The following is a 25,065-nucleotide window of genomic DNA, read 5'->3' as shown; positions in this document are numbered from 1 at the left end:
CAAGTGTATGCCATCCCTGCTCGTACGACTGTTGGTGACCATTTGCTGCCTGTTGGCCGTGTCCGGCCAGGCTGCAAACCAGCCCAGCAGCAGTGCGCAGCCGGTCGAAACCATTGTGCTGGACGACCTGAAGCCGTCCCTGCAAATCGAGACCACCGTCAGCAGCTGGATCGACGAAGGCTCCAACGCCAGCATTGAGCTGGTCGCAGGTGGCATCATCACGTTCAAGCCCGAGCCCGCGCTGGCCCGGTATGCACTGAACAAGTACGACACGCTGTGGATCAAGCTGCGGTTCAAGCGAACAGCGGGCTCAAGGACCGACTGGACCTTGAACCTGCCCATGCCGTTTGTGGACGCCGCCACGCTGTACCAGACCGACAGTGCCGGGCGCTGGACCGCGCAGCGCGCAGGCGACTCCGTAGCGCAAGGCGAATGGCACAAGCGCGGCCTGTATCCCGATTTTGAGTTCCACCTGGCCGACACCGCGTCCAAAGACATCTACCTGCAGATACGCAACTTCCGGCAGGTGGCCGTCCCCATCCGCGTGACTGCCGCCCCGCAGCGCGAAAACCAGCGCCAGTTGGAGCTGCTGGGTCTGGGGTTGATGCTGGGCATCTTGCTGAGTCTGGCTGCATTGTCCCTGTTGCGCTACCTGGAGCACCGACAGCCCATAGACGGCTGGGCCGCGTTGTTTGGGCTGTTGATTGCCACCACCGTGGCCCAGATCACCGGTGTATTAAACGCCTTCTTCTGGGCGGCCATACCCGAGATCGGCAACTATGCCTCCAGCTTCATGCCGGTGGTGGCCGTGGGCTGCACGCTGCTGTTCATACGCAATGTGTTTGTTCTGCATGTGCACTTTCATCGTTTTGACCGTTTTCTGTCCAGCGTAGGCTGGGGCACACTGGCCTCGGTACTCGCGTTTGCGGTAATGGACCGCTTCATAGCAGACCGTGTCAGTTCCATGGTCATGATTTTTGCCTCGGTAGTGGGCTTGGGCGCCACCTTTCTGAGTTGGCACAACGGCTCCACCGTCGGCCGCTGGCTGATGCTGGCCCTGCTGCCGCAGTTTTTGGCGCTCACCTATATGTTGGGCGAGACCATGGGTCTGGTGCCCCTGTTTTGGCAAATGCGCTATGTCACATCCCTGTGTGTGGCCCTCACTGTGCCCATACTGCTGTATGCACTGAGCCAGCTCACCCATGACCGCAAGGAGCTGGTGGTGCGCGCCAACCACCTGCCGACCCAGGATGCCCTGACCGGGCTGCTGACGCCCGAAGTGTTCCAGACCCATCTGGAAGGCGCCGTGCAGCGCGCCATAGACCACCGGGAACCCCTGGCCCTGGTGATGGTGCAGGTCACCAACCACGACCACATCCGCCAGGCCTACAGCGACACCACGGCCGAGCAATGCCTGCTGCGTGCTGTTGTCAAGGTGCAGCGCATCCTGCGCGACGTGGACCCGGCGGGCCGGGTGGGTACGGCCCAGTTTGGCCTGCTGATGGAAGGCGTCACCACCCGCCAAGCCCTGACCGAACGCATGGTCAAGCTCATTGGCTCGGGCCTGATCCCCCTGCCCGGATTGGTGCCCGAAGTGACCTTGCACTTCCAGGCAGCCTGTGTACTGTTGCATGAGAACCCGCTGCCGCCCGAGCGTGTGCTGGACGACTTGCGCGATCTGCTGGCGGGCATGTCGCCCAATACCCGACGCCCCATCCGTTTTCTGGAGCCCGCGCCCACCCAGGCCTCGTTGTTGGAAACCCAGGCCCCTGCGACCTAAGGGCTTGGGGTGGCTTCTACAATCCCCCGATGACAAGACCGTTTGATATCTGCATCCGTGGCGCGGGCATTGTGGGCCGCACCCTGGCTTTGCATCTGGCGGGCAAACAGCTGCGGGTGGCACTGGTGGCACCCGGCACACCACAGCCCGCCGAGGCTTTGGCGGCTGATGTACGGGCCTATGCGCTGAGCCTGCCCTCGCGCCAGTTGCTGGAAGCCGTGCGCTGCTGGCCCGATGCGCCACACGCCACCCCCGTGTTGTCCATGCAGGTGCACAGTGACGACGGTGGGCAAGTGGCGTTTGATGCCGCCCACACCCACACCGAGGCACTGAACTGGATCGTCGACGTACCCGCGCTCGAAGCCCGCCTGGCCGACGCGGTGCGTTTCCAGCCCCTGATAGAAGTGTTTGACGCCCCCAAACCCGCTGCCCTCACCGTGGTGTGTGAGGGCAAGGCCAGCCAATCCCGCCAGGAATGGGGGGTGGAGTGGGATGTCACCCCCTATGGCCAGTCGGCGCTCGCTGCCCGCGTGTTGTGTGAACAACCCCATGCCCAGGTCGCTCGCCAGTGGTTTGACAAGGGCGAAATCCTGGCGTTTTTGCCATTGGGCGGTGAATCGGGGAACTTGTGTGCACTGGTGTGGTCTGTCAGTCCGGAACGTGCGTTGGCCCTGCAGGCTGCAACCGACGCGGATTTTTGCCAGGCGCTGGAATTGGCCAGCCATGGCGTGTTGGGTAGCTGCACCTTGACCAGTGCCCGCAAGGTCTGGCCGCTGCAACAGGCCTTGGCACGGCGCTGGAGTGGAGTTGCCCTACAGGGTGCCTGGGTTCTGGCCGGTGATGCAGCACATACCGTGCACCCGCTGGCAGGCCAGGGGCTGAACATGGGGCTGGCCGATGTAGCCGAACTGGTGGCCGTCATCACCAACCGGCCCTATTGGCGCAGCGTGGGTGATGCGCGGGTGCTGCGCCAGTATGAACGGGCACGCAAGGCCGAATTTGCGGTGATGGGGCAGGCCAATGATGTGCTGCAGCAGTTGTTTACCAACCGCCATCCTGTTGTGCAGGCCATGCGCACCTGGGGCATGAACCGATTTGAAGCGAGTGGACCGATCAAACAATGGGTTGCGCGGCGCGCCATGGGTGCAACGGGTAAGCCCACTACCGACAAGAACTGACTGAGACTAAATGAACACCTTACTGAAATCCCTGCTGTCTGTGGCAGCTGCCATCGCCTGTAGTGCCACCCTGGCACAAGAGGCACAAATCCGCAAAAACATCGCAGAGCGGCTGCCCCAGATCAAGGTGGTGGACGAGGTCAGCAAAACGCCCATCCCCGGTGTGTTCGAACTGCGTATCAACGGCAGCGAGATTTTTTACACCGATGCACAAGCGAACTACCTGATCGAAGGCAACATCATCGATGTGCGGGGCAAGCGCAACCTGACCGAGGAGCGCATTACCAAACTGACCGCCGTGAAGTTCGAAGACCTGCCTTTTAAGGACGCCTTCACCATTGTGCGCGGCAATGGCAAACGCAAGATCGCCGTGTTTGAAGACCCCAACTGCGGCTATTGCAAACGGTTTGAGCGCGACCTGCAAAAGGTGGACAACGTCACCGTTTACATGTTTTTGTACCCCATCCTGGGCGCCGACTCGGTGGAAAAATCCAAGGCCATCTGGTGCGCCAAGGACCAGGGCAAGGCCTGGCTGGATTACATGGTGCGCGACCAGCCGGTCACTGCCACCAACTGTGATACCAACGCCCTGGTGCGCAATGGCGAGTTTGGGCGCAAGTACAAGATCACCGGCACCCCGACCCTGTTTTTCGTGGACGACACCCGCGTTCCAGGTGCCGCCGATGCCGCCCAAATTGAAAAAATGTTGGCCGCAGCCGCCAAAGGCTAGGTCACACATCCATGGTCACCACACGCACCCCATCCAAACCCGCCAAGTCCCGCTCCGCCGCGACACCCGCCATCCACTACCGCGTGGAAGTGGCCAACCTGCAGGCCCACCTGTTTGGCATTGAATTGACCATCACCGCGCCGGCGGCCCGCCAGGTGCTGCGCCTGCCAGTGTGGATACCGGGCAGCTACCTCATCCGCGAGTTCGCCAAGAACCTGCAAACCCTGAGCTGCCTGCAGGGCAAGAAGGCACTGGCTGCGCAGCAGACCGACAAGGCCACCTGGGTGGTGGACTGCGCCCCCGGCCAGCCCCTGGTCGTACGTTACGAGGTGTACGCCTTTGACAACTCGGTGCGCACCGCCTGGCTGGACGCCACACGCGGATTCTTCAACGGCACCAGCCTGTGCCTGCAAGTGGAGGGTCAGCAGGACCAGCCCCACTCACTCGAACTAGTTGCTACGGAATTCATAGCACAATGGTCAGTTGCGACGGGGGCTACAGCCCAAAAAGTCGACAAGCAAGGTTTTGGAACCTACCTCTGCCAAGACTACGACACCCTGGTGGACTGCCCGTTTGAAATGGGCCCGTTCTGGAGCGGCAGCTTCACCGCCTGCGGAATTCCGCACCGCTTTGTGGTGGCCGGCGCGCCGCCCAGCTTTGACGGTGCCAAGCTGCTGGCCGACACCCAGGCCATTTGTGAAGCAGAAATCCGCTTCTGGCATGGCGATAACATCAAAAACAATAGCAACTCGCGCAAAAGCGACGGGGGCTCAGGCCCGATTCCGTTCAAGGACTATGTCTTCATGCTGAACGCCGTGGGTGACGGTTATGGCGGCCTGGAGCACAAAAACTCCACCGCGCTGATCTGCAAACGGGCCGACCTGCCCCGTCTGCCACGCACCACACTGGCCCCCACCACCCACAAGCAACCTGAGGGCTACACCACGCTGCTGGGGCTGATCAGCCATGAGTACTTCCACACCTGGAACGTCAAGCGCCTGCGTCCCACTGAGCTGGCCACCTACGACTACACCCAAGAGAACTACACCGAGCTGCTGTGGTTCTTTGAAGGCTTCACCAGTTATTACGACGACCTGCTGCTGCGCCGCGCCGGACTCATCGACAACGCAACCTACCTCAAGCTGGTCACCAAGACGATCAACGGCGTAGCCCAGGCACCGGGGCGCAAGGTGCAAAGCGTGGCCCAGGCCAGTTTTGACGCGTGGATCAAGTACTACCGCCAGGACGAAAACACCGCCAACGCCACCATCAGTTACTACACCAAGGGTTCGCTGGTGGGCCTGTGCCTGGACCTGACGCTGCGCGCCGAGGGCAAAACCACACTGGACGCCGTGATGCGTGCGCTGTGGGCCCGCTGCCAGGGTGGCCCCATGGCCGAGCAGGACCTGCTGGCCGTGCTGGCCCAGCTGGGCGGCCGATCCTTCGCACCCGACATCACCCGCTGGGTCCACGGCACGGCCGACCTGCCGGTGCCGACCCTGCTGGAACGCCACGGCGTGCAGATCCACCACGAGCCCGACCAGGTGGCCCAGCAACTGGGCTTGCGTGTCAAGGAAAGCGGCGGCCTGTTTATCCAGCAGGTGTTGCGCGGCGGTGTAGCCGAGAAGGCCGGATTTGCCAGTGGCGACGAATGGATCGCCGTGCAGCCCGCCGGTAGCGATACCCACGGCGCCTGGCGCCTGCAGTCACTGGACGACTTCACGCTGTGCGCTGGCAATGCCAAAAAAGTGACGGCTATCGTGTCACGCGACAAGCGCCTGCAAAGCCTGACATTGACCCTGCCCAAGGCCAGCCAGGCTGTACGTCTAGCCGTCAAAGACGCTGCCCTGGTCGATGCTTGGCTGGGCCCACAAACCGCCAAGTAAAAAATTACGAGGGCACAAGCAAAACTATTTGCAACGCAAATAGACTTTCTGCCCTTCGGCCGCCTGCTCTAACTTTCCAATGTCCCCACACGAATACTCAACAATTAGAGTTTTCGACGTTTCAAACATGGGGTCTCCACAGAGATTGTTGTCAGCTAGGACCGAGCAGGTCAACTTATCGTTGCACAGCTCATCAACTTTTCCAGTTGCGAGACAAGAGTGACTGACATCAGCGCGGTAGGTCGCACGGTCAATCTTGATTTTCGATCCGGCGGAAGAAGCTGCCTTTGAATTGGCGGTTTGGCTGCATTGAGTGATAACGGCAACCAGAATGGCGCAAAATCCGGTCACCAAGGCCGCCAATACTGTGTTGCCTCGCTGTGTTCGCCTCGACATGCATCATCCCCTATTCTTGTGAAATACAGCACAAGGTGGAGCAGCCTGCAGTCACCCAATGCAATCGCGTCACTATAACGGTGGCCCTCCTGCACTATCAAGCTGAATGTTCCAGCTCGCGCAACCAACGTACTTAATATGCTGATTTAATTCTCAATTAAACCCAAGCAATGCTTTCTTCAACCCGCTTATCAATTTCCACACCATGAACTACGAATGCATCACCACCCGTATTGAGGGCGAAAAGGTCGGCATCATCACGCTGAACCGCCCCAAAGCCCTGAATGCCCTGAACGACCAGCTGATGGACGAGCTGGGCAATGCGCTCAAGGGTTTTGACGCCGACCCCGCGATCGGCTGCATGGTCATCACCGGCAGCGAAAAAGCTTTTGCTGCTGGCGCCGACATCACGGCCATGGCCAAGTTCAGCTTTGCCGATGCCTACAAGGGTGACTTCATCACCCGCAACTGGGAAACCATTCGCAGCATCCGCAAGCCCGTCATTGCGGCGGTCAGCGGCTTCGCATTAGGCGGCGGTTGTGAGTTGGCCATGATGTGTGACTTCATCATCGCCGCCGACAACGCCAAGTTCGGCCAGCCCGAGATCAAGCTGGGCATCATCCCCGGCGCCGGCGGCACACAACGCCTGCCCCGCGCCGTCGGCAAAGCCAAGGCCATGGACCTGGCACTGACCGGCCGCATGATGGACGCAACCGAGGCCGAACGCGCCGGCCTGGTCAGCCGCGTGGTGCCGCTGGACAAGCTGCAGGAAGAAGCCCTGGGCGCTGCGCTGCAGATCTGCGCCTTCTCACAAGTCGCCACCATGGCGGCCAAAGAGTCGGTCAACCGCGCGTTTGAAGGAACATTGGCCGACGGCATCGTGTTTGAGCGCCGCCTGTTCCACGCCCTGTTTGCCACCGCAGACCAGAAGGAAGGCATGGACGCGTTTGTGAACAAGCGCGCTGCCCACTTTACCCACCAGTAATTTTTGGTCTATAATTCTGGGCTCGGTCGTATAGCTCAGTTGGTTAGAGCGCAGCATTCATAATGCTGATGTCGGTGGTTCAAATCCACCTACGACCACCAGGTTCCGCAAAACCCGCTACTGCCTTGGCAATAGCGGGTTTTTTCTGGCCTTTAGAATCAGGCCTTCCCAACAGCCTCTGGACATACACCATGAACCGCTGCACCGCCTCTCCCGCCTTTACAACCGCCCCATGGCGCGCGGCGCTGCTCGCCACCGCCTTGCTGGTGCTGACTGGCGCCACTTCTGCCCAAGACGCCGTGCGGCCCTTCCCCGCCGCTGCCAAACGCGGCACCCTGCAGGTCACCTACCCACCCGAGGTCTTGCTCAACGGCAAGAATGCGCGCCTGTCGCCCGGTGCCCGTATACGTGGGACCAACAATATGCTGGTGCTGTCGGGCTCACTGGCGGGCCAGTCCCTGCCGGTGAACTATATTTTGGACCCCCAAGGCATGGTGCACGAGGTCTGGATACTCAATGCCACCGAGGCACAGCTGTCTAAAGACGCAGCCAACCTGCCGCCCAACTACGTGTCGGACCCAAGCACTGGCGCCGGTGAGATGGGCGCCAAGTCCAGCGCCCCCGCTGCATCCAGCCCCCGGTAATCCGCCCGGGCAAGGACTTATAAGCCAAACCGGGGCCTAGCCCCCGTGCAGGCTGCGTATGCAGCTATTGAATTTATAGCATCCACAGAAAGGTCCGTATGACCGACCACAAAAAAGTATTCATCAAAACCTTTGGCTGCCAGATGAACGAGTACGACTCGGACAAGATGGCCGACGTGCTGGGCGCCGCCCAGGGCTACACATCCACACAAAACGTGGAAGAAGCTGATCTGATTTTGTTCAACACCTGCTCGGTGCGCGAAAAGGCGCAGGAGAAAGTGTTTTCCGACCTGGGCCGTGTGCGCCATCTGGCCAAGAAGGGCGTGCTGATCGGCGTGGGCGGCTGTGTCGCCAGCCAGGAAGGTGCAGAGATCATCAAACGCGCGCCCTTTGTGGACGTGGTGTTTGGCCCGCAGACCCTGCACCGCCTGCCCGACATGCTGAACGCGCGCAAGGCGCTTAACAAGCCGCAGGTGGACATCAGCTTCCCCGAGATCGAAAAGTTCGACCACCTGCCGCCCGCCAAGGTGGAAGGCGCGTCGGCCTTTGTGTCCATCATGGAAGGCTGCAACAAATACTGCAGTTACTGTGTGGTGCCCTACACCCGTGGCACCGAGATCAACCGCCCGTTTGAAGACGTGCTGGTTGAAGTGGCGGGCCTGGCAGACCAGGGCGTCAAGGAAATCACGCTCCTGGGCCAAAACGTGAACGCCTGGAGAGCACCAATGGTCAGCAACACAAGCGTTGCGGCCATGGGCGGCGAGATGGCCGATTTTGCAACCCTTCTGGAATACGTGGCCGACATCCCCGGCATCGAACGCATCCGTTACACGACCAGCCACCCCAACGAGTTCACGCCCTCGTTGATCGCGGCCTACGACAAGATCCCCAAGCTGGTCAGCCATTTGCACCTGCCCGTGCAGCACGGCAGCGACAAGATTCTGATGGCCATGAAACGCGGCTACACGGCCATGGAGTACAAGAGCACGGTGCGCAAGATACGCGCCATCCGCCCCGATATGGCGATGAGTTCGGATTTCATTGTGGGTTTCCCCGGTGAAACCGAGGACGATTTCAACAAGATGATGAAGCTGATCGACGACATCGGCTTTGACAACTCTTTCAGCTTCATCTTCAGCCCCCGCCCCGGCACGCCGGCCGCCAACCTGCACGACGACACGCCGCACGATGTGAAGCTGCGCCGCCTGCAGCACCTGCAAGCCGCCATCAACGCCAACATCACCCGCATCTCCGAGAGCCGCCTGAACACGGTGCAGCGCATTTTGGTGGAGGGCGCCAGCAAACGCGATGGCGGTGAACTGATGGGTCGCACCGAGTGCAACCGCGTTGTGAACTTTGCCGGCCAGCCGCGGCTGGTGGGGCAACTGGTGGATGTGCGGATTACCGAGACGCGCAGCTATACGTTGCGAGGAGAAGTGGTGACCAGCGAGGCGGTTTCGGCCTGATCGGTTAAGGCCCCGCTTTGCTATAAACAATATAGCTGTACAGGCTTATTTTACGGGGGCTAGCGGCGCGTTTGCTGGCGCATGTCTGCCGATGCAGCTGGCGTGGCGGGCGTCTGCACCGGCTTGCGGTAGCGGATTCGCGGTTGCCACAACCTCGTCATACCCGCAATGTCGTTCAAGCAAGCCCAGCGGCATCCCCAACCCAGCCGCCCGCGAGCGCGTAAGCAAGGCGGTGCGTATGCCCGCCGCGCTCGCCCGCACTTCCCGAGCAAAAAACTAAAACGGCATCCCCGGCATGCCCTTCATCCCTTTCATGCCCCCCAGACGTTTCATCATCTTCATCATGCCGCCGCCGGAGAATTTTTTCATCATGGCCTGCATCTGCTCAAACTCCTTAAGCATGCGGTTGACCTCCTGAACATGCACACCGGCCCCGGCGGCGATACGGCGTTTGCGCGTGGCCTTGATGAGCTCGGGCTTGCGGCGCTCCAGCGGCGTCATGCTGTGGATGATGCCTTCCTTGCGCTTGATGTCTTTCTCCGCCTGGTCCATGTTCACATTGCCGGCCTTGGCGGTCATGGCGGCGGGCAACTTGTCCATCAGGCTGGACAGGCCGCCCATTTGTTTCATCTGCTGGATCTGGGCCAGAAAATCGTTCAAATCAAAACCAGCACCGCTCTTGACCTTGGCCGCCAGCTTTTGCGCCGCGGCAACGTCCACGCCCGATGTGACCTGCTCCACCAGGGCCAGGATGTCGCCCATGCCCAGGATACGGCCCGCATGGCGCTCGGCATCGAACACTTCCAGGCCGTCCAGCTTTTCGCTGGTACCGGCAAACTTGATCGGCGCGCCGGTGATCTGGCGCACCGACAGCGCCGCACCACCGCGTGAATCGCCATCCAGCTTGGTCAGGATGATGCCGGTCAGTGGCAGCGCTTCCTTGAAGGCCTTGGCGGTGTTGACCGCGTCCTGGCCCTGCATGGCGTCGACAACAAACAGGGTCTCAACCGGGTTCAACGCGGCGTGCAGGTTCTTGATCTCAAGCATCAGCGCCTCGTCAATGGCCAGGCGGCCAGCGGTATCGACCAGCAGCACGTCAAAGAAGTGTTTCTTGGCGTAGTCCAGTGCGGCGCGGCCGATGTCGACCGGTTTTTGGTCGGGCGTGCTGGGGAACCATTCGGCACCGGCCTGGGCCGTCACCGTCTTCAACTGTTCGATCGCCGCGGGGCGGTAGACGTCGCCCGATACGGTCAGCACCTTCTTCTTGCGCTTCTCGATCAGGTGTTTGGCCAGCTTGGCCGTGGTGGTGGTTTTACCGGCGCCTTGCAGACCGGCCATCAAAATCACGGCGGGCGGCTGGGCATTCAGGTTGATGTCGCTGACGCCCTCGCCCATGGTGGCGGCCAGCTCCTTGCTGACGATGCTGACCAGCACCTGGCCGGGCTGCAGCGAACCCATGACCTCCTGGCCCAGGGCCTTGTCCTTGACGCGGGCGATGAAGTCGCGCACCACCGGCAGGGCGACGTCGGCCTCCAGCAGGGCCATGCGGACCTCGCGCAACATGTCAGAAACGTTTGTTTCGGTGATGCGGGCCTGGCCTCGCATTTCTTTGACGAGGCGGGATAGTTTGTCGGAGAGAGCGGAAGCCATAAGAAGATGTATTCCGTTGCACGGAACCCAGTGTGAACGCCAGCAGGGGCCGGCAAAGAGCAAAACGCTAAACTGTGCCCATGATTTTAGCCAGTGCGCCTCCCCTGAGTCTGATCCTGTCGGTTTTGGCCGCCGCGGCTTACGCTTGGCCTGCCATCCGCACTGCACGGGTGAACGAAGGCGCAGCCCGCGTGTGGGTGGCTGCGGCCTGGGTGTTACACGGTGCGGTGCTGGCCATCACCCTGCTGGGTGATAGTCCCCACTTCGGGTTTGCCACCGCCATGTCGGTCACGGCATGGCTGGTGGCGGCTGTCTACGCGGTGGAAAGCCAGATTTTCCCCCAACTCCCCACCCGCTGGACGCTGTGCGTGGTGGGGGCAGCTGCCGTGCTCGCCGGCTTCTTCTTTCCCGGTGGACCCATGCCGGTGACGGCCTCTGCATGGCTGGCCGTGCACCTGGCGTTTGGCGTCGCGTGTTACGGACTGTTTGGCATTGCCGTGGTGCATGCCTGGTTCATGACCCGGGCCGAGGCGCGTATACGCCATGCCCAGGATCCGCACAGCGGGCTGCCGCTGCTGACACTGGAGCGGCTCACCTACCGTTTTGTGGGTGCCGGATTTGTATTGCTCAGCGCCACCCTGCTGGCGGGTTTTTTGTTTAGCGAATCCTTGTATGGCCACGGCCATGCCTGGCGCTGGGACCACAAGACTGTGTTGTCCAGCCTGGCGTGGCTGACCTTTGCCGGCCTGCTGGTGGGGCGATCCTTTTTTGGCTGGCGCGGCAAACGCGCCGTCCATGTGTTGTATGCAGGCTCGGCATTGCTGTTATTGGCCTATGTGGGGTCGCGTTTTGTGATGGAAATTGTCCTGGGCCGCACACCGTGAGGTTTTTACTCGTTTTCCTGGTTGTGCTGGTGTTGGCCTGGCGCTGGCGCGTCTGGCGCGAAACACGCCGCCGCAACACCCCCCGCACCAAGACAAACACACCCAAGTCCATTGGCATGGTGGCCTGCCACCACTGCGGCATGCATGTGCCGGTCCATGACGCATTGGCTGGCACGCTGGGGCAGTACTGCAGCGTAGCCCACCGACAGCACTGCGAGCCCTGAAAAGTGCACGAGCCCGCACAAGCCACCCCATCATGGTTTGACCCCCTGGTGCCCGCCGCGCCTGCGCGAGCGGCAGAAGACACCTACGAACTAGCACGCCAGTGGCAGGGTTTCATGACCGCCCGTCTCGTTTTGGGTGTGGTGTTGGTGGTATTGCAAACAGCCCTGTACCTGACAGGCACCGCAAACAGCAACGCACAGATTGCCATCAGTGCGGCCTACTTAATCGGCACCTTGGCCAGCAAGTTGTTCGTCAGACCCCGCCCCTTGGGGCAATCTTTTAACCGGGTCTGGGGTGCACTGGTCGGACTGGATTTGTTGACTTTTTCAGCCTTGCAAATACTGCAGGGCAACAGCGGCACAAGCATCAACTACACCCCGTTGTTTGCGCTGCCGATACTGGTGGCATCGGTATTAGGCTCGCTGCGCCTGGCATTAGGGACCGCGGCCGGTATCACCGTGCTGATGCTCGCGGAGGCATTGTTGTCTTACCTGAAAGGGCCGGTGGGTGGGACACCCTATTTCGCACAGACTGCGCTCAGTGGGGTTGGCTACTTTGCCATTGCGTGGCTGTCTAACCAGCTGTCAACCCGGCTGACCAACGAGGAGCTGCGTGCGCGGCAAAGCGATCTGTTGGCGACCCTGCAACGCCAGGTCAACGAATTGGTCATCGAATCCCTGCCCGACGGCGTCATTGTGGTGGATGGGCGCGGCAGTGTGCGTGCAGCCAATCCGGCTGCGCGCCAACTGCTGGGTTCCCAGTTGGCCCTGCGCGCCCAGGTTTTTGATTTGAACGATGAAGTGGGGTGGCGTCCCCTGGTCAGCCTGACCCGCCTGTGTGTGGGTACCGGCCATAGCCAGGAAGAAGATGTCACTATCCGCCACGGCAACGAAGGCCCACGCCGCGTGCATGCCCGCGCCCGGTTGGCCGCATATCCGGGCCAACCCGGCGACAGCCTGTGTGTGCTTTTTCTGCAGGACCAGCGCGAGCTGGAGGCCCGTGTTCGCACAGAAAGGCTGGCCAGCATGGGGCGCTTGTCGACGGCCGTGGCGCACGAAATACGCAACCCGCTGTCGGCCATTGCACAGGCCAATGCCCTGCTGGAAGAAGACATTTCCGACCCCAGACTGAAGAAACTGACCACCATGGTCGGTCAGAACGCCAAGCGGTTGGAGAAAATCGTCAACGACATTCTGAATATCTCCCGGGTGCAGCCCTATGACCCGAGCTACCTGGTGCCGACCGTGCCATTGGACACGTCGATACACCGCATCTGCAGCGACTGGTCCACACAGACCGGCAGCCAACAGCGTCTGACATTACACCCCGGCGACCCAACGATTGGTGTGCGCTTTGACACCGAGCATCTGCGGCGTGTATTGGTCAATTTGCTGGACAACGCACGCCGCCACACCGAAGAACAGGCCGATGCCATACAGGTTTTCCCAGGTCTCAGTGATGAACAGCACGCGACCGTGTCGGTGTGGAGTGACTCGCCCCCCATGGACCAGTCGGTAGAGCGGCATTTGTTCGAACCCTTTTTTTCGTCCGACAGCCGCTCCAGCGGCCTGGGCCTGTATATCTGCAGGGAGTTGTGTGAACGCCACGACGCCGCACTGGTCTACCAACGCACGGTGCGCAGCGCACGCGGGCAGGCGACCGAGGGAAACGAATTTGTGGTTACATTCAGGCGGGCTGAATCCCCGGATAATCCGCCATCGGCAGAAACGACCACCACCCCATGGCAACCCACGCTGTATTGAACAACGCCCAGATCCTGGTGATCGACGACGAGCCCGATCTGCGCACTCTGTATGAGCTCACGCTATTGCGTGAGGGCTACCGGGTGGACACGGCAGGCAGCGTACAGGAAGCCATGCAGCTTCTCAACGCACAGCGCTTTGACGTCGTCATCACCGACATGCGCCTGCCCGACGGCCTGGGCACCGAGATCCTGAGCCATATGAAGACCCAGCACCGCTCCGAGCGCAGCATTGTCATCACGGCCCATGGATCGGCAGAAAACGCGGTGGAGTCGCTGAAGGCAGGCGCCTTCGATTACCTCACCAAACCGGTAGACCTGAAGCAGTTTCGTACGGCTATCGCATCGGCCGTGCAAGGGAATGTTTTAAAGGCTGGCCCCGCCAGGAGAGCCACGGATGCCAGGCTATCGGACACAGCGGCGTCCAACAACCACGGACAAGCGGCGCTGGCCCGGTTGGCCGGTGAATCGGTGGCCATGCGCAGCGTCAAAGACCGCATTGTCAAAGTAGCACGCAGCATGGCGCCGGTTTTGATCCGCGGAGAATCCGGCACCGGTAAAGAACTGGTCGCCAGTGCCTTGCATGCAACCAGCCACCGCGCCGCCGGCCCCTGGGTAGCCGTCAATTGCAGTGCCATCCCCGAAAATCTGTTGGAGTCCGAGTTCTTTGGTGCCAAGAAAGGCGCCTATACCGGATCGGTGCAGGACCGCGAAGGCTTCTTCCAGGCCGCAAAAGGTGGCACCTTGTTTCTGGATGAAATTGGCGATCTCCCGCTGGCCATGCAGTCCAAGTTGCTGCGCGCCATACAGGAACGCTGTGTACGCCCCGTGGGCTCCAACCAGGAAGAAACAGTCGATGTCCGCATTGTGAGCGCCACCCACAAAGACCTGCCCGCCGAGGTCGCAGCGGGCCGCTTCCGCCAGGATCTTTTCTACCGGCTCAATGTGATTGACATCGTGATACCGCCACTGCGTGAGCGCAGCGAAGACCTGCCGGCTTTGTGCAGGGCCTTGTTGTCACGCATCGCCGAAGAATCCCAGATGGCTGTACCCGAGCTGGCGGCTGGCAGCATGGAGCAGCTCGCGCAGTTGCCGTTGCATGGGAATGTGCGTGAACTGGAGAATCTGTTGCACCGTGCGGTCGCCTTGTGCGACGGCGAAACCCTGCAACTGGACGATTTGCAGCCGGCCAGAGACAGTCGCCCAGCGCCCCTTGCAGACCCGATTGATGCGGTGACTGCACCTGAAACGACCCAGCGTTTGACCAAGGCGGCTACAGCCAGCGACATCTCCCTGCCGTCCGACTTGCAGAGCCACCTGGACCAGCAGGAGCGCGAGATCCTGGTCAAGTGCCTGAAGGAAACCAACTTCAACCGGACGCTGGCCGCCACACGGCTGGGCCTTAGTCTGCGGCAAATACGCTACCGCATCGCACGTCTGAAAATCGATGCCCCCCGCGATGACGGACCCGATGAGTAACCCCGCACTGCCAGATACCGAGCTCTGGCATGGCGGCCGTTACCGGCCTGCACACTGGCTGGCATCGCCAAATTTTGGAACCAGACCTGCTGAGGCATGTATTGACCTGCTGGTACTGCACTCCATCAGCCTGCCACCCGGAGTCTACGGCGGCCACGAGGTACAAGACCTGTTTACCAACCGCCTGGATTGGGAACTACACCCTTACTTCAAGCAAATTGAAGGGCTGCAGGTGTCGGCGCACTTTTATGTGCAGCGTACCGGAGCCATCTGGCAATTTGTCAGCTGTGATGACCGTGCCTGGCACGCCGGCGCATCGCAGTACCGTGGTCGCAGCAACTGCAACGATGACTCCATCGGCATAGAACTGGAAGGCCTGGAGGGCGACACGTTTGAGGTTGCGCAGTACCAGGCATTGGCAGAACTGCATCTGGCTATCAGCCGTCGTTACCCTATCGCCCATATCGCCGGGCATGAGCACATCGCGCCCGGGCGCAAGGCCGACCCCGGCCCCGGTCTGGATTGGAATTTGTTACAAAATTATCTGCAGCGGGAAGATCAGTGTTTTCCCGAAGGCGTACTGCGCAAAGCAGGTGCCTGATGCGCGCTGCGCCTGTATGGCGCACATAACGCACAAACGACCCCACCAACGCTGACACGACGCAATGCGTGGCTCCATGCGGTCCGGCAAGCCAAACCCGCTCGCAAACCGCATGTGTATTGGCCTTTCGTTCACACACCACCGATGGGCACGGGCTGCGGACCATGCCCACAACTACAAGCCCACAACTGTGTGGTCGTTCTGAGCATTTAGTGCGCCTGGGCCCAAGGCAGCGATTGCGCACGGGTACACTACCGGTAGTGGCTTGCAAGCACTACAGACCCCATATATAGTGTGCCCTGTCTTTACCGCTCTTTCGATAAATGCATATCAAAGGCGGCCACAGCACCTTGCCAAGCCCCAAAAAAACAGCCATTTAGACGAGGAATCCATGCAATCTGTTTCAAGCACCACCCCACTGGCACCTACCGCCCTACTGTCATCACACAGCGACACGGTTGCAGAAGGCGGCAGCATCAACCATCTGGCCCACTACCAGATCATTCGCCGCAATGGCGCGGTGGTGCCCTTCGAACCCAACAAGATCGCCGTGGCGATGATGAAGGCCTTCCTGGCCGTGCATGGCACCCAGGGCGCCGCGTCTGCCAGCGTACGCGAAGTGGTCGAAGCCTTGACCCAGCAGGTCATCCGCGCGCTGGTGCGCTCGCGCCCAGGCGGCGGCACCTTCCATATTGAGGACGTACAAGACCACGCAGAGCTCGGATTGATGCGCGGCGGCCACCACGAGATCGCACGGGCTTATGTGTTGTACCGCGAGCGCCGTGCCCAGGAGCGCGCCAAACACGTGGCCGAAGTAGCCCCTCCCGCACCGGTGCTGCACGCCATCGACAACGGCCAACGCATCGTGCTGGACCTGAACCAGCTCAGGAGCCTGATCGAAACCGCCTGCTCCGGCCTGGGTGCCGATGTCAAGGCAGAGCCCATTCTGGCCGAGACCATGCGCAATCTGTATGACGGTGTGCCCATGGACGAGGTTTACAAGGCCTCCATCCTGGCGGCCCGCACGCTGATCGAAAAGGACCCTGACTACACCTACGCAACCGCACGCCTGCTGTTCCATACGATTTCCCGCGAAGTGCTGGGGCGTGACGTGGCACCTGCAGATATGGCGGGCGCCTATACCGACTACTTCCCTGGCTTCATCAAGCGCGGCGTGAACGCCGAGCTGCTGGACGAGCGGCTGATGCAGTTCGACCTGCCCCGCCTGGGCGCGGCCCTGAAAGCAGAACGTGACATGCAGTTTGACTATCTGGGCCTGCAGACCCTGTATGACCGTTACTTCCTGCACGAAGGCAAGACCCGCATCGAGCTGCCCCAGGCCTTCTTCATGCGGGTAGCCATGGGCCTGTCGTTGAACGAGATCGACCGCGAAGCCCGCGCCATCGAGTTCTACGAAGTGTTATCGCGCTTCGACTTCATGTCCAGCACACCGACGCTGTTCAACAGTGGCACGCTGCGCTCGCAACTCTCCAGCTGCTACCTGACCACCGTGCCGGACGATCTGGACGGTATTTACGAGTCCATCAAGGAAAACGCCTTGTTGTCCAAATTTGCGGGCGGCCTGGGCAATGACTGGACACGCGTACGTGCACTGGGCGCCCATATCAAGGGCACAAATGGCGAGTCGCAAGGCGTCGTGCCTTTCCTGAAGGTCGTCAACGACACGGCCGTCGCGGTCAACCAAGGCGGCAAACGCAAAGGCGCGGTCTGCACCTACCTGGAAACCTGGCACCTGGATATTGAAGAGTTTCTGGAGCTGCGCAAGAACACCGGTGATGACCGCCGCCGCACCCACGACATGAACACCGCTAACTGGATCCCCGATCTGTTCATGCGCCGCGTCATGGAAAAGGGCACCTGGACCCTGTTCTCCCCCAACAACGTGCCCGATCTGCACGATCTGTTCGGCGCCGAGTTCGAAAAGGCCTATGTGGCCTACGAAGAAAAGGCGGCACGTGGTGAGATCAAACCCGCCCGCACCATCCAGGCCAGCGATCTGTGGCGCAAGATGCTAACGATGTTGTTCGAGACTGGCCACCCCTGGATCACGTTCAAGGATGCCTGCAATGTGCGCTCGCCCCAGCAGCACGCTGGCGTCGTGCACTCCAGCAACCTGTGCACCGAGATCACGCTGAACACTTCAGACACCGAAACCGCCGTCTGCAACCTGGGCTCCGTCAACCTGCGCCAGCATTTGAAGGATGGCAAGCTGGACCACGACAAGCTCAAGCGCACCATCAGCACAGCCATGCGCATGTTGGACAACGTCATCGACATCAACTACTACGCGGTCAAGAAGGCGCGCGACTCCAATATGCGCCACCGTCCGGTGGGTCTGGGTGTCATGGCCTTCCAGGACAGCCTGTACGAACTGCGCATTCCTTACGCCAGCGAAACCGCCGTGCAGTTTGCCGACGAATCCATGGAAGCCATCTGTTACTACGCCTACTGGGCGTCGACTGAACTGGCCAAGGAACGTGGCAAGTACTCCACCTACCGCGGCTCCTTGTGGGACAAGGGTGTGTTGCCGCTGGACACACTGGATATGCTGGCCTCGGCACGAGGAGGTTATGTGGACGTGGACCGCTCCGCCACGCTGGACTGGAATGCCCTGCGCAACAAGATCGCCCAGGACGGCATGCGCAATTCCAACTGCGTGGCCATTGCGCCTACCGCCACCATTTCCAACATCATTGGTGTGGATGCATCCATCGAGCCCAGCTTTGGCAACCTGTCGGTCAAGTCCAACCTGTCCGGCGAGTTCACCGTTATCAACGGCTACCTGGTCAAGGACCTGAAGCGCCTGGGCCTGTGGGACGACGTGATGGTGATGGACCTGAAACACTTCGACGGCTCACTCGGTCCCATCGACCGCGTGCCCACCGAAGTCAAACAGCTCTACGCCACCGCCTTCGAGGTCGAGACACAGTGGCTGGTCGAAGCCGCTGCGCGCCGCCAGAAGTGGATTGACCAGGCGCAATCGCTGAACATCTACATGGCCGGTGCATCAGGCAAAAAGCTGGACGAGACCTACAAGCTGGCCTGGCTGCGTGGCCTGAAGACCACCTATTACCTGCGCACGATGTCGGCCACACACGCCGAAAAATCGACCGTCACTGCGGGCAAGATGAACGCTGTTTCCTCAGGCAACGATGCCAAGGGTTCTATGCGATCGTCGAGTGCGTTGGAGGCTGCGGCAGCCGCTGCACAAATGCAAATGGAGATGGCCACGAACGCTGCGACCGACATCAGATTTTGCGGCGTCGACGATCCAACATGCGAGTCTTGCCAATAAAAACAAACCGCGCATCGCACGCAGTGCGATGCTATTGAGCAACACATATTTGCAGTGAAGTGCATGATTACTTTTCATTTCATTTCACTGCTCTCATAATCCGCTGATTGGAATTATTTATGTTGACCTGGGACGAAGAAGTCAAGCCCACACCGCTAACAAGTTTTGCGTTCACGCCGTCGGAAACTCCGACAGTCGAGCGGGCGCAAAGCACTCCCCCAAAGTCCCCCGTTCCCGTACGCATGAAGGCGTCGGACAAACGCATCATCAACGGCCAGACTGATGTGAACCAGCTAGTGCCCTTCAAATACAAATGGGCCTGGGAAAAATATTTAGCCAGTTGCGCCAACCACTGGATGCCACAAGAGGTCAACATGACCCGCGACATCGCACTGTGGAAAGACCCCAACGGTCTGACCGAAGACGAGCGCCGCATCATCAAGCGCAACCTCGGTTTTTTTGTGACGGCCGACTCGCTGGCCGCCAACAACATCGTGCTGGGCACCTACCGCCACATCACCGCACCCGAATGCCGCCAGTTCCTGCTGCGCCAGGCGTTTGAAGAAGCCATCCACACCCATGCCTACCAGTACATCGTGGAGTCACTGGGCTTGGACGAGAGCGAAATCTTCAACGCCTACAACGAAGTCCAGTCCATCCGCGACAAGGACCAGTTCCTGATCCCCTTCATCGAAGCGATCATGAACCCCAATTTCCACACCGGCACACCGGAGGCGGACCAGACGCTGTTGAAGTCCCTCATCGTGTTCGCCTGCCTGATGGAAGGTCTGTTCTTCTACGTGGGCTTCACGCAGATCCTGGCACTGGGTCGTCAGAACAAGATGACCGGTGCGGCCGAGCAGTACCAGTACATCCTGCGCGACGAGTCCATGCACTGCAACTTCGGCATCGACCTGATCAACCAGCTCAAGCTGGAGAACCCGCAGCTGTGGACCGCAGAGTTCAAGGCCGAGATCAAAGGACTGTTCGAAAAAGCGGTAGACCTGGAATACCGTTATGCCGAAGACACCATGCCCCGCGGTGTGCTTGGAATGAATGCCTCCATGTTCAAGGGCTATCTGCGCTACATCGCCAACCGCCGGGCCACGCAGATCGGTTTGGAAGCCTTGTTCCCCAACGAGGAGAACCCCTTCCCCTGGATGAGCGAAATGATTGACCTGAAGAAGGAACGCAACTTCTTCGAGACCCGTGTCATTGAATACCAGTCGGGCGGCTCACTGTCTTGGGACTAGACCAACAAATGTTATTCCGAATTTCATCTATCCAACAACAGACCACAGAGTCTGTGCTGGGTAGGTGTCACCAAGTTCATGTGGCTGGGCAACTGCCCAACCGCATGAATCGCTTCTTGCAAACAACTGGCAAGAAGTGCTCTTTGTAAATTGATCAAGGAGAAAATCATGGCAACTGCAAAAAAACCGGCCGCAAAGAAGGCCGCTCCCGCAAAGAAAGCTGCACCAGCGAAGAAAGCTGCACCAGCCAAAAAAGTAGCTGCTAAAAAAGCAGCCCCCGCGAAGAAGGCCGCTCCCGCTAAAAAGGTAGCCGCCAAGAAAGTAGCTGCGAAGAAAGCAGCACCCGCTAAAAAAGCAGCACCCGCTAAAAAAGCAGCTGCCAAAAAGGCTCCAGCGAAAAAAGTAGCCGCTAAAAAGGCTGCCCCAGCGAAGAAGGCGGCTCCTGCTAAGAAAGCAGTAGCCAAAAAGGCTCCTGCCAAAAAAGCAGCAGCCAAAAAGGCTCCTGCTAAGAAAGCAGCCGTAGCCAAGAAGCCAGTCGCTAAAAAGGCAGCCAAAAAGCCGGCTGCGAAGAAAGCCGCGAAAGCACCCGCTGCCAAAGCAGCGACGGCACCCGCTGCGCCTGCTGCCCAGACCACTCTGAACCCGCAGGCCGCATGGCCGTTCCCTACCGCCAACAAACCCTAATCAGGTTTGCGTCGGTTCTCAAGGCCCGGTACCGCAAGGTCCCGGGCTTTTTTCATGGGTAGAAAGACAACAAGCGGTAGCCGGTAACCTTCTCGTGACCCACCGCGTGTTTGACACTCAAGGGGACGGTGGCCGAGAGCTCCGCACCCGGTTCGATGACCATCCGCTGTTTGGCGAAATCAGCTGCGGTGAAAACCCTGCGCATCACGGCCTGATCCTGCATGTCTGTCAGCGTCAACTCGACAGCCGGCGTTGCAATGGGCGTCTGCGCCGAGTTCTTCAACGCAAAGCTCAGACGGTAGACGTCTGTACGCACTTTGGAAAAAGACGAACTATCGATCGCGATGGCTTCGATCTGGAGCAGAGGCGCAATCCTGCAGTTCACCACTTCACACAGTGGCTCCAGAAATCGCCTTGCAGCAGGCTCGGTCGCAACAATACGATCCCGCTCATGCACGACGACCTGCAAGACCAAACTCCCGAGCAATACCAGTGACAGCAAGCCGTACCCCGCGCGCACCCAGGGCCGCCGCGCCGCAGCAGATGTCCGCCCGTTGTGCAGGAAAGCATGCCGGGGCTTTTCCTCAAATAAGGACTCTGGCTCCTCCACCATGGGGGCTGGCTTGGACACTGCATTGCTTCGTGCCTTGCGAAGGGATGCATCACCACGGCCTAAGTTATCACGCTGTTCACGCAAAGTAGCCGCCGGGGGTGCTATGTCCTGGTCCTCGATGTGCAAAGCCCGTGGATTGACCTCCAAAAAGGGCTCCAACACCGGTCCCTCATGGACGTCTACTTTCTCCACTTTGTCCTGCGCTGGAGCTGGAGCTGGAGCTGGAGCTGGAGCTGGAGCTGGAGCTGGAGCTGGAGCTGGAGCTGGAGCTGGAGCTGGAGCTGGAGCTGGAGCTGGAGCTGGAGCTGGAGCTGGAGCTGGAGCTGGAGCTGGTGCTGGTGCTGGAGCTGGAGCTGGAGCTGGAGCTGGTGCTGGTGCTGGTGCTGGTGCTGGTGCTGGTGCTGGTGCTGGTGCTGGTGCTGGTGCTGGTGCTGGTGCTGGTGCTGGTGCTGGTGCTGGTGGCACCGGCTGTTCAATAGGATTTTGCCGCGGCTGTTGCGGTGGCGAGGTGCTTAGCGCCTGGCTGGTGCCGGATTGCAAATGGACATTGGCGTCAAAAACCTCATTGCACTGACCACACCGCACCCAGCCATCTGACACGCGAAGCTGGTCCGGCACGACCTTGAACATCGTGGCACATACCGGGCATCGGGTAATCAGGCTCATGTCATCGCCATTGTAGAGACCCGACGTGTGCGCTTAGAAGGAGGCGGTCATCAAAATCCAGCCGTCTTCACGGTCAGCCACCGCCAACTGGCAGTGCGGGGAATAGGCAGCAATCAGCTCGTCGGCCTGGCGCTCCAGGATACCGGCCAACACCAGGTTGCCGCCAGGTGCCACGTGTGCACACAACAATGGCGCCAGTACTTTGAGCGGGGTCGCCAGAATATTGGCCAGCACCGTGTCATACAAGCCCTGGGCACACTCTGGCATCCCCGCCGACAGAGTGACGCCATTGGCCACGGCATTCAACTCGGTAGACTGAATGGCGGCAGGGTCAATGTCCACCGCCACCACTTCAGTCGCACCAAATTTTGCTGCACCAATAGCCAAAATTCCAGATCCACAACCGTAGTCCAATACGCGGCCCTGCACCGCATGGGTCGCAATCCAGCGCAGACACATGCGGGTTGTGGGATGGGTTCCGGTACCAAATGCAAGCCCCGGATCCAGACGGATGATCTGTTTTGCCGCCGCGGGGGGCTCATGCCAGGTAGGAACAATCCAGAACTCGGGCGTGATGTCGACAGGGGTGAACTGCGACTGCGTCAACCGCACCCAATCCTGCTCGGGGACTGGCGCCATGGCCAGTATCTGGCAGCCTTCGAAGAATTCTTGCGCTGCCAGCAGCCCGGCCGCTTCACGCGCCAGGGGTTCATCCGCAAACAGGGCGGTGACACGGGAACGTTGCCAACCCTCTTTGGGTGCCGGCATTCCAGGCTCACCGAACAAGGCCTGTTCGGCATCGGTCTGCGCGTCGGCATCTTCCACACTAACGCTCAAGGCATCCAGCGCATCCAGTGCGTCGCTCAGTTGCTCGACCCGGTCTTCCGGGCACATCAGGCTGAGTTCAAACATGGCCATGGGCTTCAACGCTTGCGTTGGTCCAGCCACTGTTCCAGGTAGTGGATGTTGGTGCCGCCGTCCATGAATTTGGCGTCCACCAGCAACTCACGGTGCAGCGGGATGTTGGTGTTGATGCCTTCGACCACGGTCTCGGCCAGGGCCGTGCGCATACGCGCCATGGCCTGCTCACGCGTATCACCGTGCACAATGATCTTGCCCACCATGGAGTCGTAATTGGGCGGCACAAAATAGTTGGTGTACACGTGGGAGTCCACACGCACGCCCGGACCGCCCGGTGCATGCCAGGTTGTCACGCGACCCGGTGAAGGAGTGAACTTGTACGGATCTTCAGCGTTGATGCGGCACTCGATGGCATGGCCTCGCACCTCGATCTGGCGCTGGGTGAAGGGCAGCTTCTCACCAGCCGCCACCATGATCTGGGTCCGCACGATGTCGATGCCGGTCACCATCTCGGTCACAGGATGCTCCACCTGGACCCGTGTGTTCATCTCGATAAAGTAGAACTCACCGTCTTCGTAGAGGAACTCAAAGGTTCCTGCACCGCGGTAACCAATCTTCTTGCAGGCTGCAACACAGCGCTCACCCACACGTTCGATCAGCTTGCGGTTGATGCCGGGTGCTGGCGCCTCTTCCAGAATTTTCTGGTGACGGCGTTGCATGGAGCAATCCCGCTCGCCCAGGTAGACCGCATTTTTGTGTTTGTCGGCCAGTATCTGGATTTCGACGTGGCGTGGGTTCTGGAGAAACTTCTCCATATAGACCGCTGGGTTGCCAAATGCCGCACCGGCTTCCGCCTTGGTCATGGCCACCGCATTGATCAGGGCTGCCTCGGTGTGGACCACACGCATGCCGCGTCCACCGCCACCACCGGCCGCCTTGATGATGACGGGGTAACCCACTGCCTTGGCGATGCGCCGGATCAGGGCCGGGTCATCGGGCAACTCCCCTTCAGAACCGGGCACGCAGGGTACGCCGGCACGTATCATGGCCTGCTTGGCCGACACCTTGTCACCCATGATGCGGATGGACTCCGGCGTGGGGCCAATGAACTGGAAGCCGCTTTTCTCTACCCGTTCGGCAAAATCGGCGTTTTCGCTCAAGAACCCGTAACCCGGGTGGATGGCTTCTGCATCGGTCACCTCGGCTGCCGAAATAATGGCGGGCACATTCAGATAACTTTGCGCCGAAGGGGCGGGGCCTATGCAAACTGCCTCATCGGCCAGTTTGACGTACTTGGCATCGCGGTCGGCTTCGGAGTAAACCATCACCGCCTTGACGCCCAACTCGCGACAGGCGCGCTGGATTCGCAGCGCAATCTCGCCACGGTTGGCAATCAGGATTTTTTTGAACATGGGAATGACTGCTTGCCGTCGGGCTTATTCAATGACAAACAATGGCTGACCGTATTCAACCGCCTGGCCGTTTTCACACAAGATGCGGGTGATGGTGCCGGACTTGTCAGCCTCGATCTCGTTGAGGATCTTCATGGCTTCAATAATGCAGACGGTCTCGCCCTCTTTGACAACCGAGCCGATTTCCACAAATGCCTTGGCGCCGGGAGATGAGGAGCGGTAGAAAGTGCCCACCATGGGTGACTTCACCGTGTGGCCTGCAGCAACATCTGCCACCACGGGTGCGGCAGCTGGTGCAGCACCATTGGGCGCGGCGGGGGCTGGCGCCTGGGCTTGTTGTGCGTAGACTGGAGCAGGTGCATAGCTGTGAACCACAGCGCCACCGCCCTTGACGATGCGGACCTTGCCCTCGGCCTCGGTGATTTCGAGCTCCGACACATTGGAGTCCGATACCAGGTCGATCAGGGTTTTGAGTTTGCGTAAATCCATGTCATCTCCAACAACCGTTATTCAGTAGGGGGCGAATTTACAGCAAAAAAGCTTGATTTGTCGATAAATCTTTTTATCCACCGACAACGCCATGCAAAATCACAG

General features: G+C 60.1%; 21 protein-coding genes, 1 tRNA gene and 1 pseudogene. 17 read left to right on the top strand and 6 right to left on the bottom strand.

From position 1 onward, the window contains the following. Positions 1-7 precede the first annotated feature (7 nt). From HZ993_RS19325 to miaB, 8 genes are all read left to right on the top strand, one after another. Complete coding sequence (locus HZ993_RS19325; RefSeq protein WP_209394334.1) at positions 8-1,780, top strand: 7TM diverse intracellular signaling domain-containing protein; 1,773 nt, start codon at positions 8-10, stop codon at positions 1,778-1,780. 29 nt (positions 1,781-1,809) lie between these two features. Beyond that, complete coding sequence (locus tag HZ993_RS19320; protein ID WP_209394333.1) at positions 1,810-2,958, top strand: FAD-dependent monooxygenase; 1,149 nt, start codon at positions 1,810-1,812, stop codon at positions 2,956-2,958. A 10-nt stretch (positions 2,959-2,968) separates the two neighbouring features. Continuing rightward, positions 2,969-3,688 (top strand): DsbC family protein, encoded by a 720-nt coding sequence (locus HZ993_RS19315; protein WP_209394332.1) that lies wholly within the window; start codon positions 2,969-2,971, stop codon positions 3,686-3,688. An 11-nt stretch (positions 3,689-3,699) separates the two neighbouring features. Then, positions 3,700-5,574, top strand: coding sequence for a M61 family metallopeptidase (locus tag HZ993_RS19310; RefSeq protein ID WP_209394331.1), 1,875 nt, complete (start codon positions 3,700-3,702; stop codon positions 5,572-5,574). 601 nt (positions 5,575-6,175) lie between these two features. Further along, positions 6,176-6,955 carry an enoyl-CoA hydratase gene (locus HZ993_RS19300; RefSeq protein WP_209394329.1) on the top strand — a complete coding sequence of 260 codons (780 nt, stop codon included), beginning with the start codon at positions 6,176-6,178 and terminating at the stop codon, positions 6,953-6,955. Between the two features lie 24 nt (positions 6,956-6,979). Beyond that, positions 6,980-7,056, top strand: a tRNA-Met gene (locus HZ993_RS19295). Positions 7,057-7,146: 90 nt separating this feature from the next. Then, complete coding sequence (locus HZ993_RS19290; protein WP_209394328.1) at positions 7,147-7,599, top strand: hypothetical protein; 453 nt, start codon at positions 7,147-7,149, stop codon at positions 7,597-7,599. Positions 7,600-7,697: 98 nt separating this feature from the next. After that, a complete protein-coding gene (gene miaB / locus HZ993_RS19285) occupies positions 7,698-9,065 on the top strand; it encodes a tRNA (N6-isopentenyl adenosine(37)-C2)-methylthiotransferase MiaB (RefSeq protein ID WP_209394327.1) in 1,368 nt (455 codons plus the stop codon). A 276-nt stretch (positions 9,066-9,341) separates the two neighbouring features. Here miaB and ffh read toward each other — a convergent pair whose 3' ends face one another. Next, a complete protein-coding gene (gene ffh, locus HZ993_RS19280) occupies positions 9,342-10,715 on the bottom strand; it encodes a signal recognition particle protein (protein WP_209394326.1) in 1,374 nt (457 codons plus the stop codon). Positions 10,716-10,795: 80 nt separating this feature from the next. Here ffh and HZ993_RS19275 point away from each other — a divergent pair, with 80 nt between their 5' ends. From HZ993_RS19275 to HZ993_RS19240, 8 genes are all read left to right on the top strand, one after another. Continuing rightward, positions 10,796-11,599, top strand: a complete 804-nt coding sequence (locus tag HZ993_RS19275; protein ID WP_209394325.1) for an inner membrane protein YpjD — start codon at positions 10,796-10,798, stop codon at positions 11,597-11,599. Continuing rightward, entirely contained in the window at positions 11,596-11,823 is a 228-nt protein-coding gene (locus HZ993_RS19270; protein ID WP_209394324.1) for a PP0621 family protein, read from the top strand. The genes HZ993_RS19275 and HZ993_RS19270 overlap by 4 nt, the downstream gene beginning before the upstream one ends. A 3-nt stretch (positions 11,824-11,826) precedes the next feature. Then, positions 11,827-13,587, top strand: coding sequence for a nitrogen regulation protein NR(II) (locus tag HZ993_RS19265; protein ID WP_245213697.1), 1,761 nt, complete (start codon positions 11,827-11,829; stop codon positions 13,585-13,587). Further along, on the top strand, positions 13,566-15,065 hold the full coding sequence (locus HZ993_RS19260) for a sigma-54 dependent transcriptional regulator (RefSeq protein ID WP_209394323.1): 1,500 nt from the start codon (positions 13,566-13,568) through the stop codon (positions 15,063-15,065). The genes HZ993_RS19265 and HZ993_RS19260 overlap by 22 nt, the downstream gene beginning before the upstream one ends. Then, positions 15,058-15,666, top strand: a complete 609-nt coding sequence (gene ampD, locus HZ993_RS19255) for a 1,6-anhydro-N-acetylmuramyl-L-alanine amidase AmpD (protein WP_245213696.1) — start codon at positions 15,058-15,060, stop codon at positions 15,664-15,666. The genes HZ993_RS19260 and ampD overlap by 8 nt, the downstream gene beginning before the upstream one ends. Before the next feature lie 391 nt (positions 15,667-16,057). Then, positions 16,058-18,982, top strand: a complete 2,925-nt coding sequence (locus HZ993_RS19250) for a ribonucleoside-diphosphate reductase subunit alpha (protein ID WP_209394321.1) — start codon at positions 16,058-16,060, stop codon at positions 18,980-18,982. Between the two features lie 119 nt (positions 18,983-19,101). Beyond that, positions 19,102-20,235: a ribonucleotide-diphosphate reductase subunit beta gene (locus HZ993_RS19245; RefSeq protein WP_209394320.1), complete on the top strand. Its 1,134-nt coding sequence runs from the start codon at positions 19,102-19,104 to the stop codon at positions 20,233-20,235. A gap of 168 nt (positions 20,236-20,403) precedes the next feature. Then, positions 20,404-20,919: a histone H1-like DNA-binding protein gene (locus HZ993_RS19240; RefSeq protein WP_245213695.1), complete on the top strand. Its 516-nt coding sequence runs from the start codon at positions 20,404-20,406 to the stop codon at positions 20,917-20,919. Between the two features lie 52 nt (positions 20,920-20,971). Here HZ993_RS19240 and HZ993_RS24680 read toward each other — a convergent pair whose 3' ends face one another. Then, positions 20,972-21,724, bottom strand: coding sequence for a DUF3426 domain-containing protein (locus HZ993_RS24680; RefSeq protein ID WP_245213694.1), 753 nt, complete (start codon positions 21,722-21,724; stop codon positions 20,972-20,974). A 140-nt stretch (positions 21,725-21,864) separates the two neighbouring features. On the opposite strand from HZ993_RS24680, the gene HZ993_RS24675 reads away from it, so the two are divergent. After that, a complete protein-coding gene (locus HZ993_RS24675) occupies positions 21,865-22,011 on the top strand; it encodes a hypothetical protein (protein ID WP_245213693.1) in 147 nt (48 codons plus the stop codon). 82 nt (positions 22,012-22,093) lie between these two features. Here HZ993_RS24675 and HZ993_RS25120 read toward each other — a convergent pair. The 4 genes and pseudogenes from HZ993_RS25120 to accB all read right to left on the bottom strand — a co-directional run. After that, a pseudogene (locus HZ993_RS25120) lies at positions 22,094-22,198 on the bottom strand (zinc-ribbon domain-containing protein); the annotation flags it as partial. A 33-nt stretch (positions 22,199-22,231) separates the two neighbouring features. After that, positions 22,232-23,110, bottom strand: coding sequence for a 50S ribosomal protein L11 methyltransferase (prmA, locus tag HZ993_RS19230; protein WP_209394317.1), 879 nt, complete (start codon positions 23,108-23,110; stop codon positions 22,232-22,234). Between the two features lie 11 nt (positions 23,111-23,121). After that, the gene (gene accC, locus HZ993_RS19225) at positions 23,122-24,471 is read right to left on the bottom strand and encodes an acetyl-CoA carboxylase biotin carboxylase subunit (RefSeq protein WP_209394316.1); all 1,350 of its coding nucleotides are present in this window, start codon (positions 24,469-24,471) and stop codon (positions 23,122-23,124) included. A gap of 24 nt (positions 24,472-24,495) precedes the next feature. Beyond that, complete coding sequence (gene accB / locus HZ993_RS19220) at positions 24,496-24,960, bottom strand: acetyl-CoA carboxylase biotin carboxyl carrier protein (protein ID WP_209394315.1); 465 nt, start codon at positions 24,958-24,960, stop codon at positions 24,496-24,498. Positions 24,961-25,065 lie beyond the last annotated feature (105 nt).

The organism is Rhodoferax sp. AJA081-3 (genome assembly GCF_017798165.1).
GTDB lineage: Bacteria > Pseudomonadota > Gammaproteobacteria > Burkholderiales > Burkholderiaceae_C > Allorhodoferax.
Note: the sequence above shows the minus strand (reverse complement) of the source record. Positions and strands in the feature narration are given on the sequence as shown.

Bases quoted from the DNA above. Each gene is read 5' to 3' on its own strand.
- HZ993_RS19275 (WP_209394325.1), top strand. From the start codon at position 10,796: ATGATTTTAGCCAGTGCGCCTCCCCTGAGTCTGATCCTGTCGGTTTTG.
- ffh (WP_209394326.1), bottom strand. From the start codon at position 10,715: ATGGCTTCCGCTCTCTCCGACAAACTATCCCGCCTCGTCAAAGAAATG.
- HZ993_RS19310 (WP_209394331.1), top strand. From the start codon at position 3,700: ATGGTCACCACACGCACCCCATCCAAACCCGCCAAGTCCCGCTCCGCC.
- miaB (WP_209394327.1), top strand. From the start codon at position 7,698: ATGACCGACCACAAAAAAGTATTCATCAAAACCTTTGGCTGCCAGATG.
- HZ993_RS19260 (WP_209394323.1), top strand. From the start codon at position 13,566: ATGGCAACCCACGCTGTATTGAACAACGCCCAGATCCTGGTGATCGAC.
- HZ993_RS19315 (WP_209394332.1), top strand. From the start codon at position 2,969: ATGAACACCTTACTGAAATCCCTGCTGTCTGTGGCAGCTGCCATCGCC.
- prmA (WP_209394317.1), bottom strand. From the start codon at position 23,110: ATGTTTGAACTCAGCCTGATGTGCCCGGAAGACCGGGTCGAGCAACTG.
- HZ993_RS19320 (WP_209394333.1), top strand. From the start codon at position 1,810: ATGACAAGACCGTTTGATATCTGCATCCGTGGCGCGGGCATTGTGGGC.
- accB (WP_209394315.1), bottom strand. From the start codon at position 24,960: ATGGATTTACGCAAACTCAAAACCCTGATCGACCTGGTATCGGACTCC.
- HZ993_RS19240 (WP_245213695.1), top strand. From the start codon at position 20,404: ATGGCAACTGCAAAAAAACCGGCCGCAAAGAAGGCCGCTCCCGCAAAG.
- HZ993_RS19245 (WP_209394320.1), top strand. From the start codon at position 19,102: ATGTTGACCTGGGACGAAGAAGTCAAGCCCACACCGCTAACAAGTTTT.
- HZ993_RS19250 (WP_209394321.1), top strand. From the start codon at position 16,058: ATGCAATCTGTTTCAAGCACCACCCCACTGGCACCTACCGCCCTACTG.
- ampD (WP_245213696.1), top strand. From the start codon at position 15,058: ATGAGTAACCCCGCACTGCCAGATACCGAGCTCTGGCATGGCGGCCGT.
- accC (WP_209394316.1), bottom strand. From the start codon at position 24,471: ATGTTCAAAAAAATCCTGATTGCCAACCGTGGCGAGATTGCGCTGCGA.
- HZ993_RS19300 (WP_209394329.1), top strand. From the start codon at position 6,176: ATGAACTACGAATGCATCACCACCCGTATTGAGGGCGAAAAGGTCGGC.
- HZ993_RS19290 (WP_209394328.1), top strand. From the start codon at position 7,147: ATGAACCGCTGCACCGCCTCTCCCGCCTTTACAACCGCCCCATGGCGC.
- HZ993_RS19325 (WP_209394334.1), top strand. From the start codon at position 8: ATGCCATCCCTGCTCGTACGACTGTTGGTGACCATTTGCTGCCTGTTG.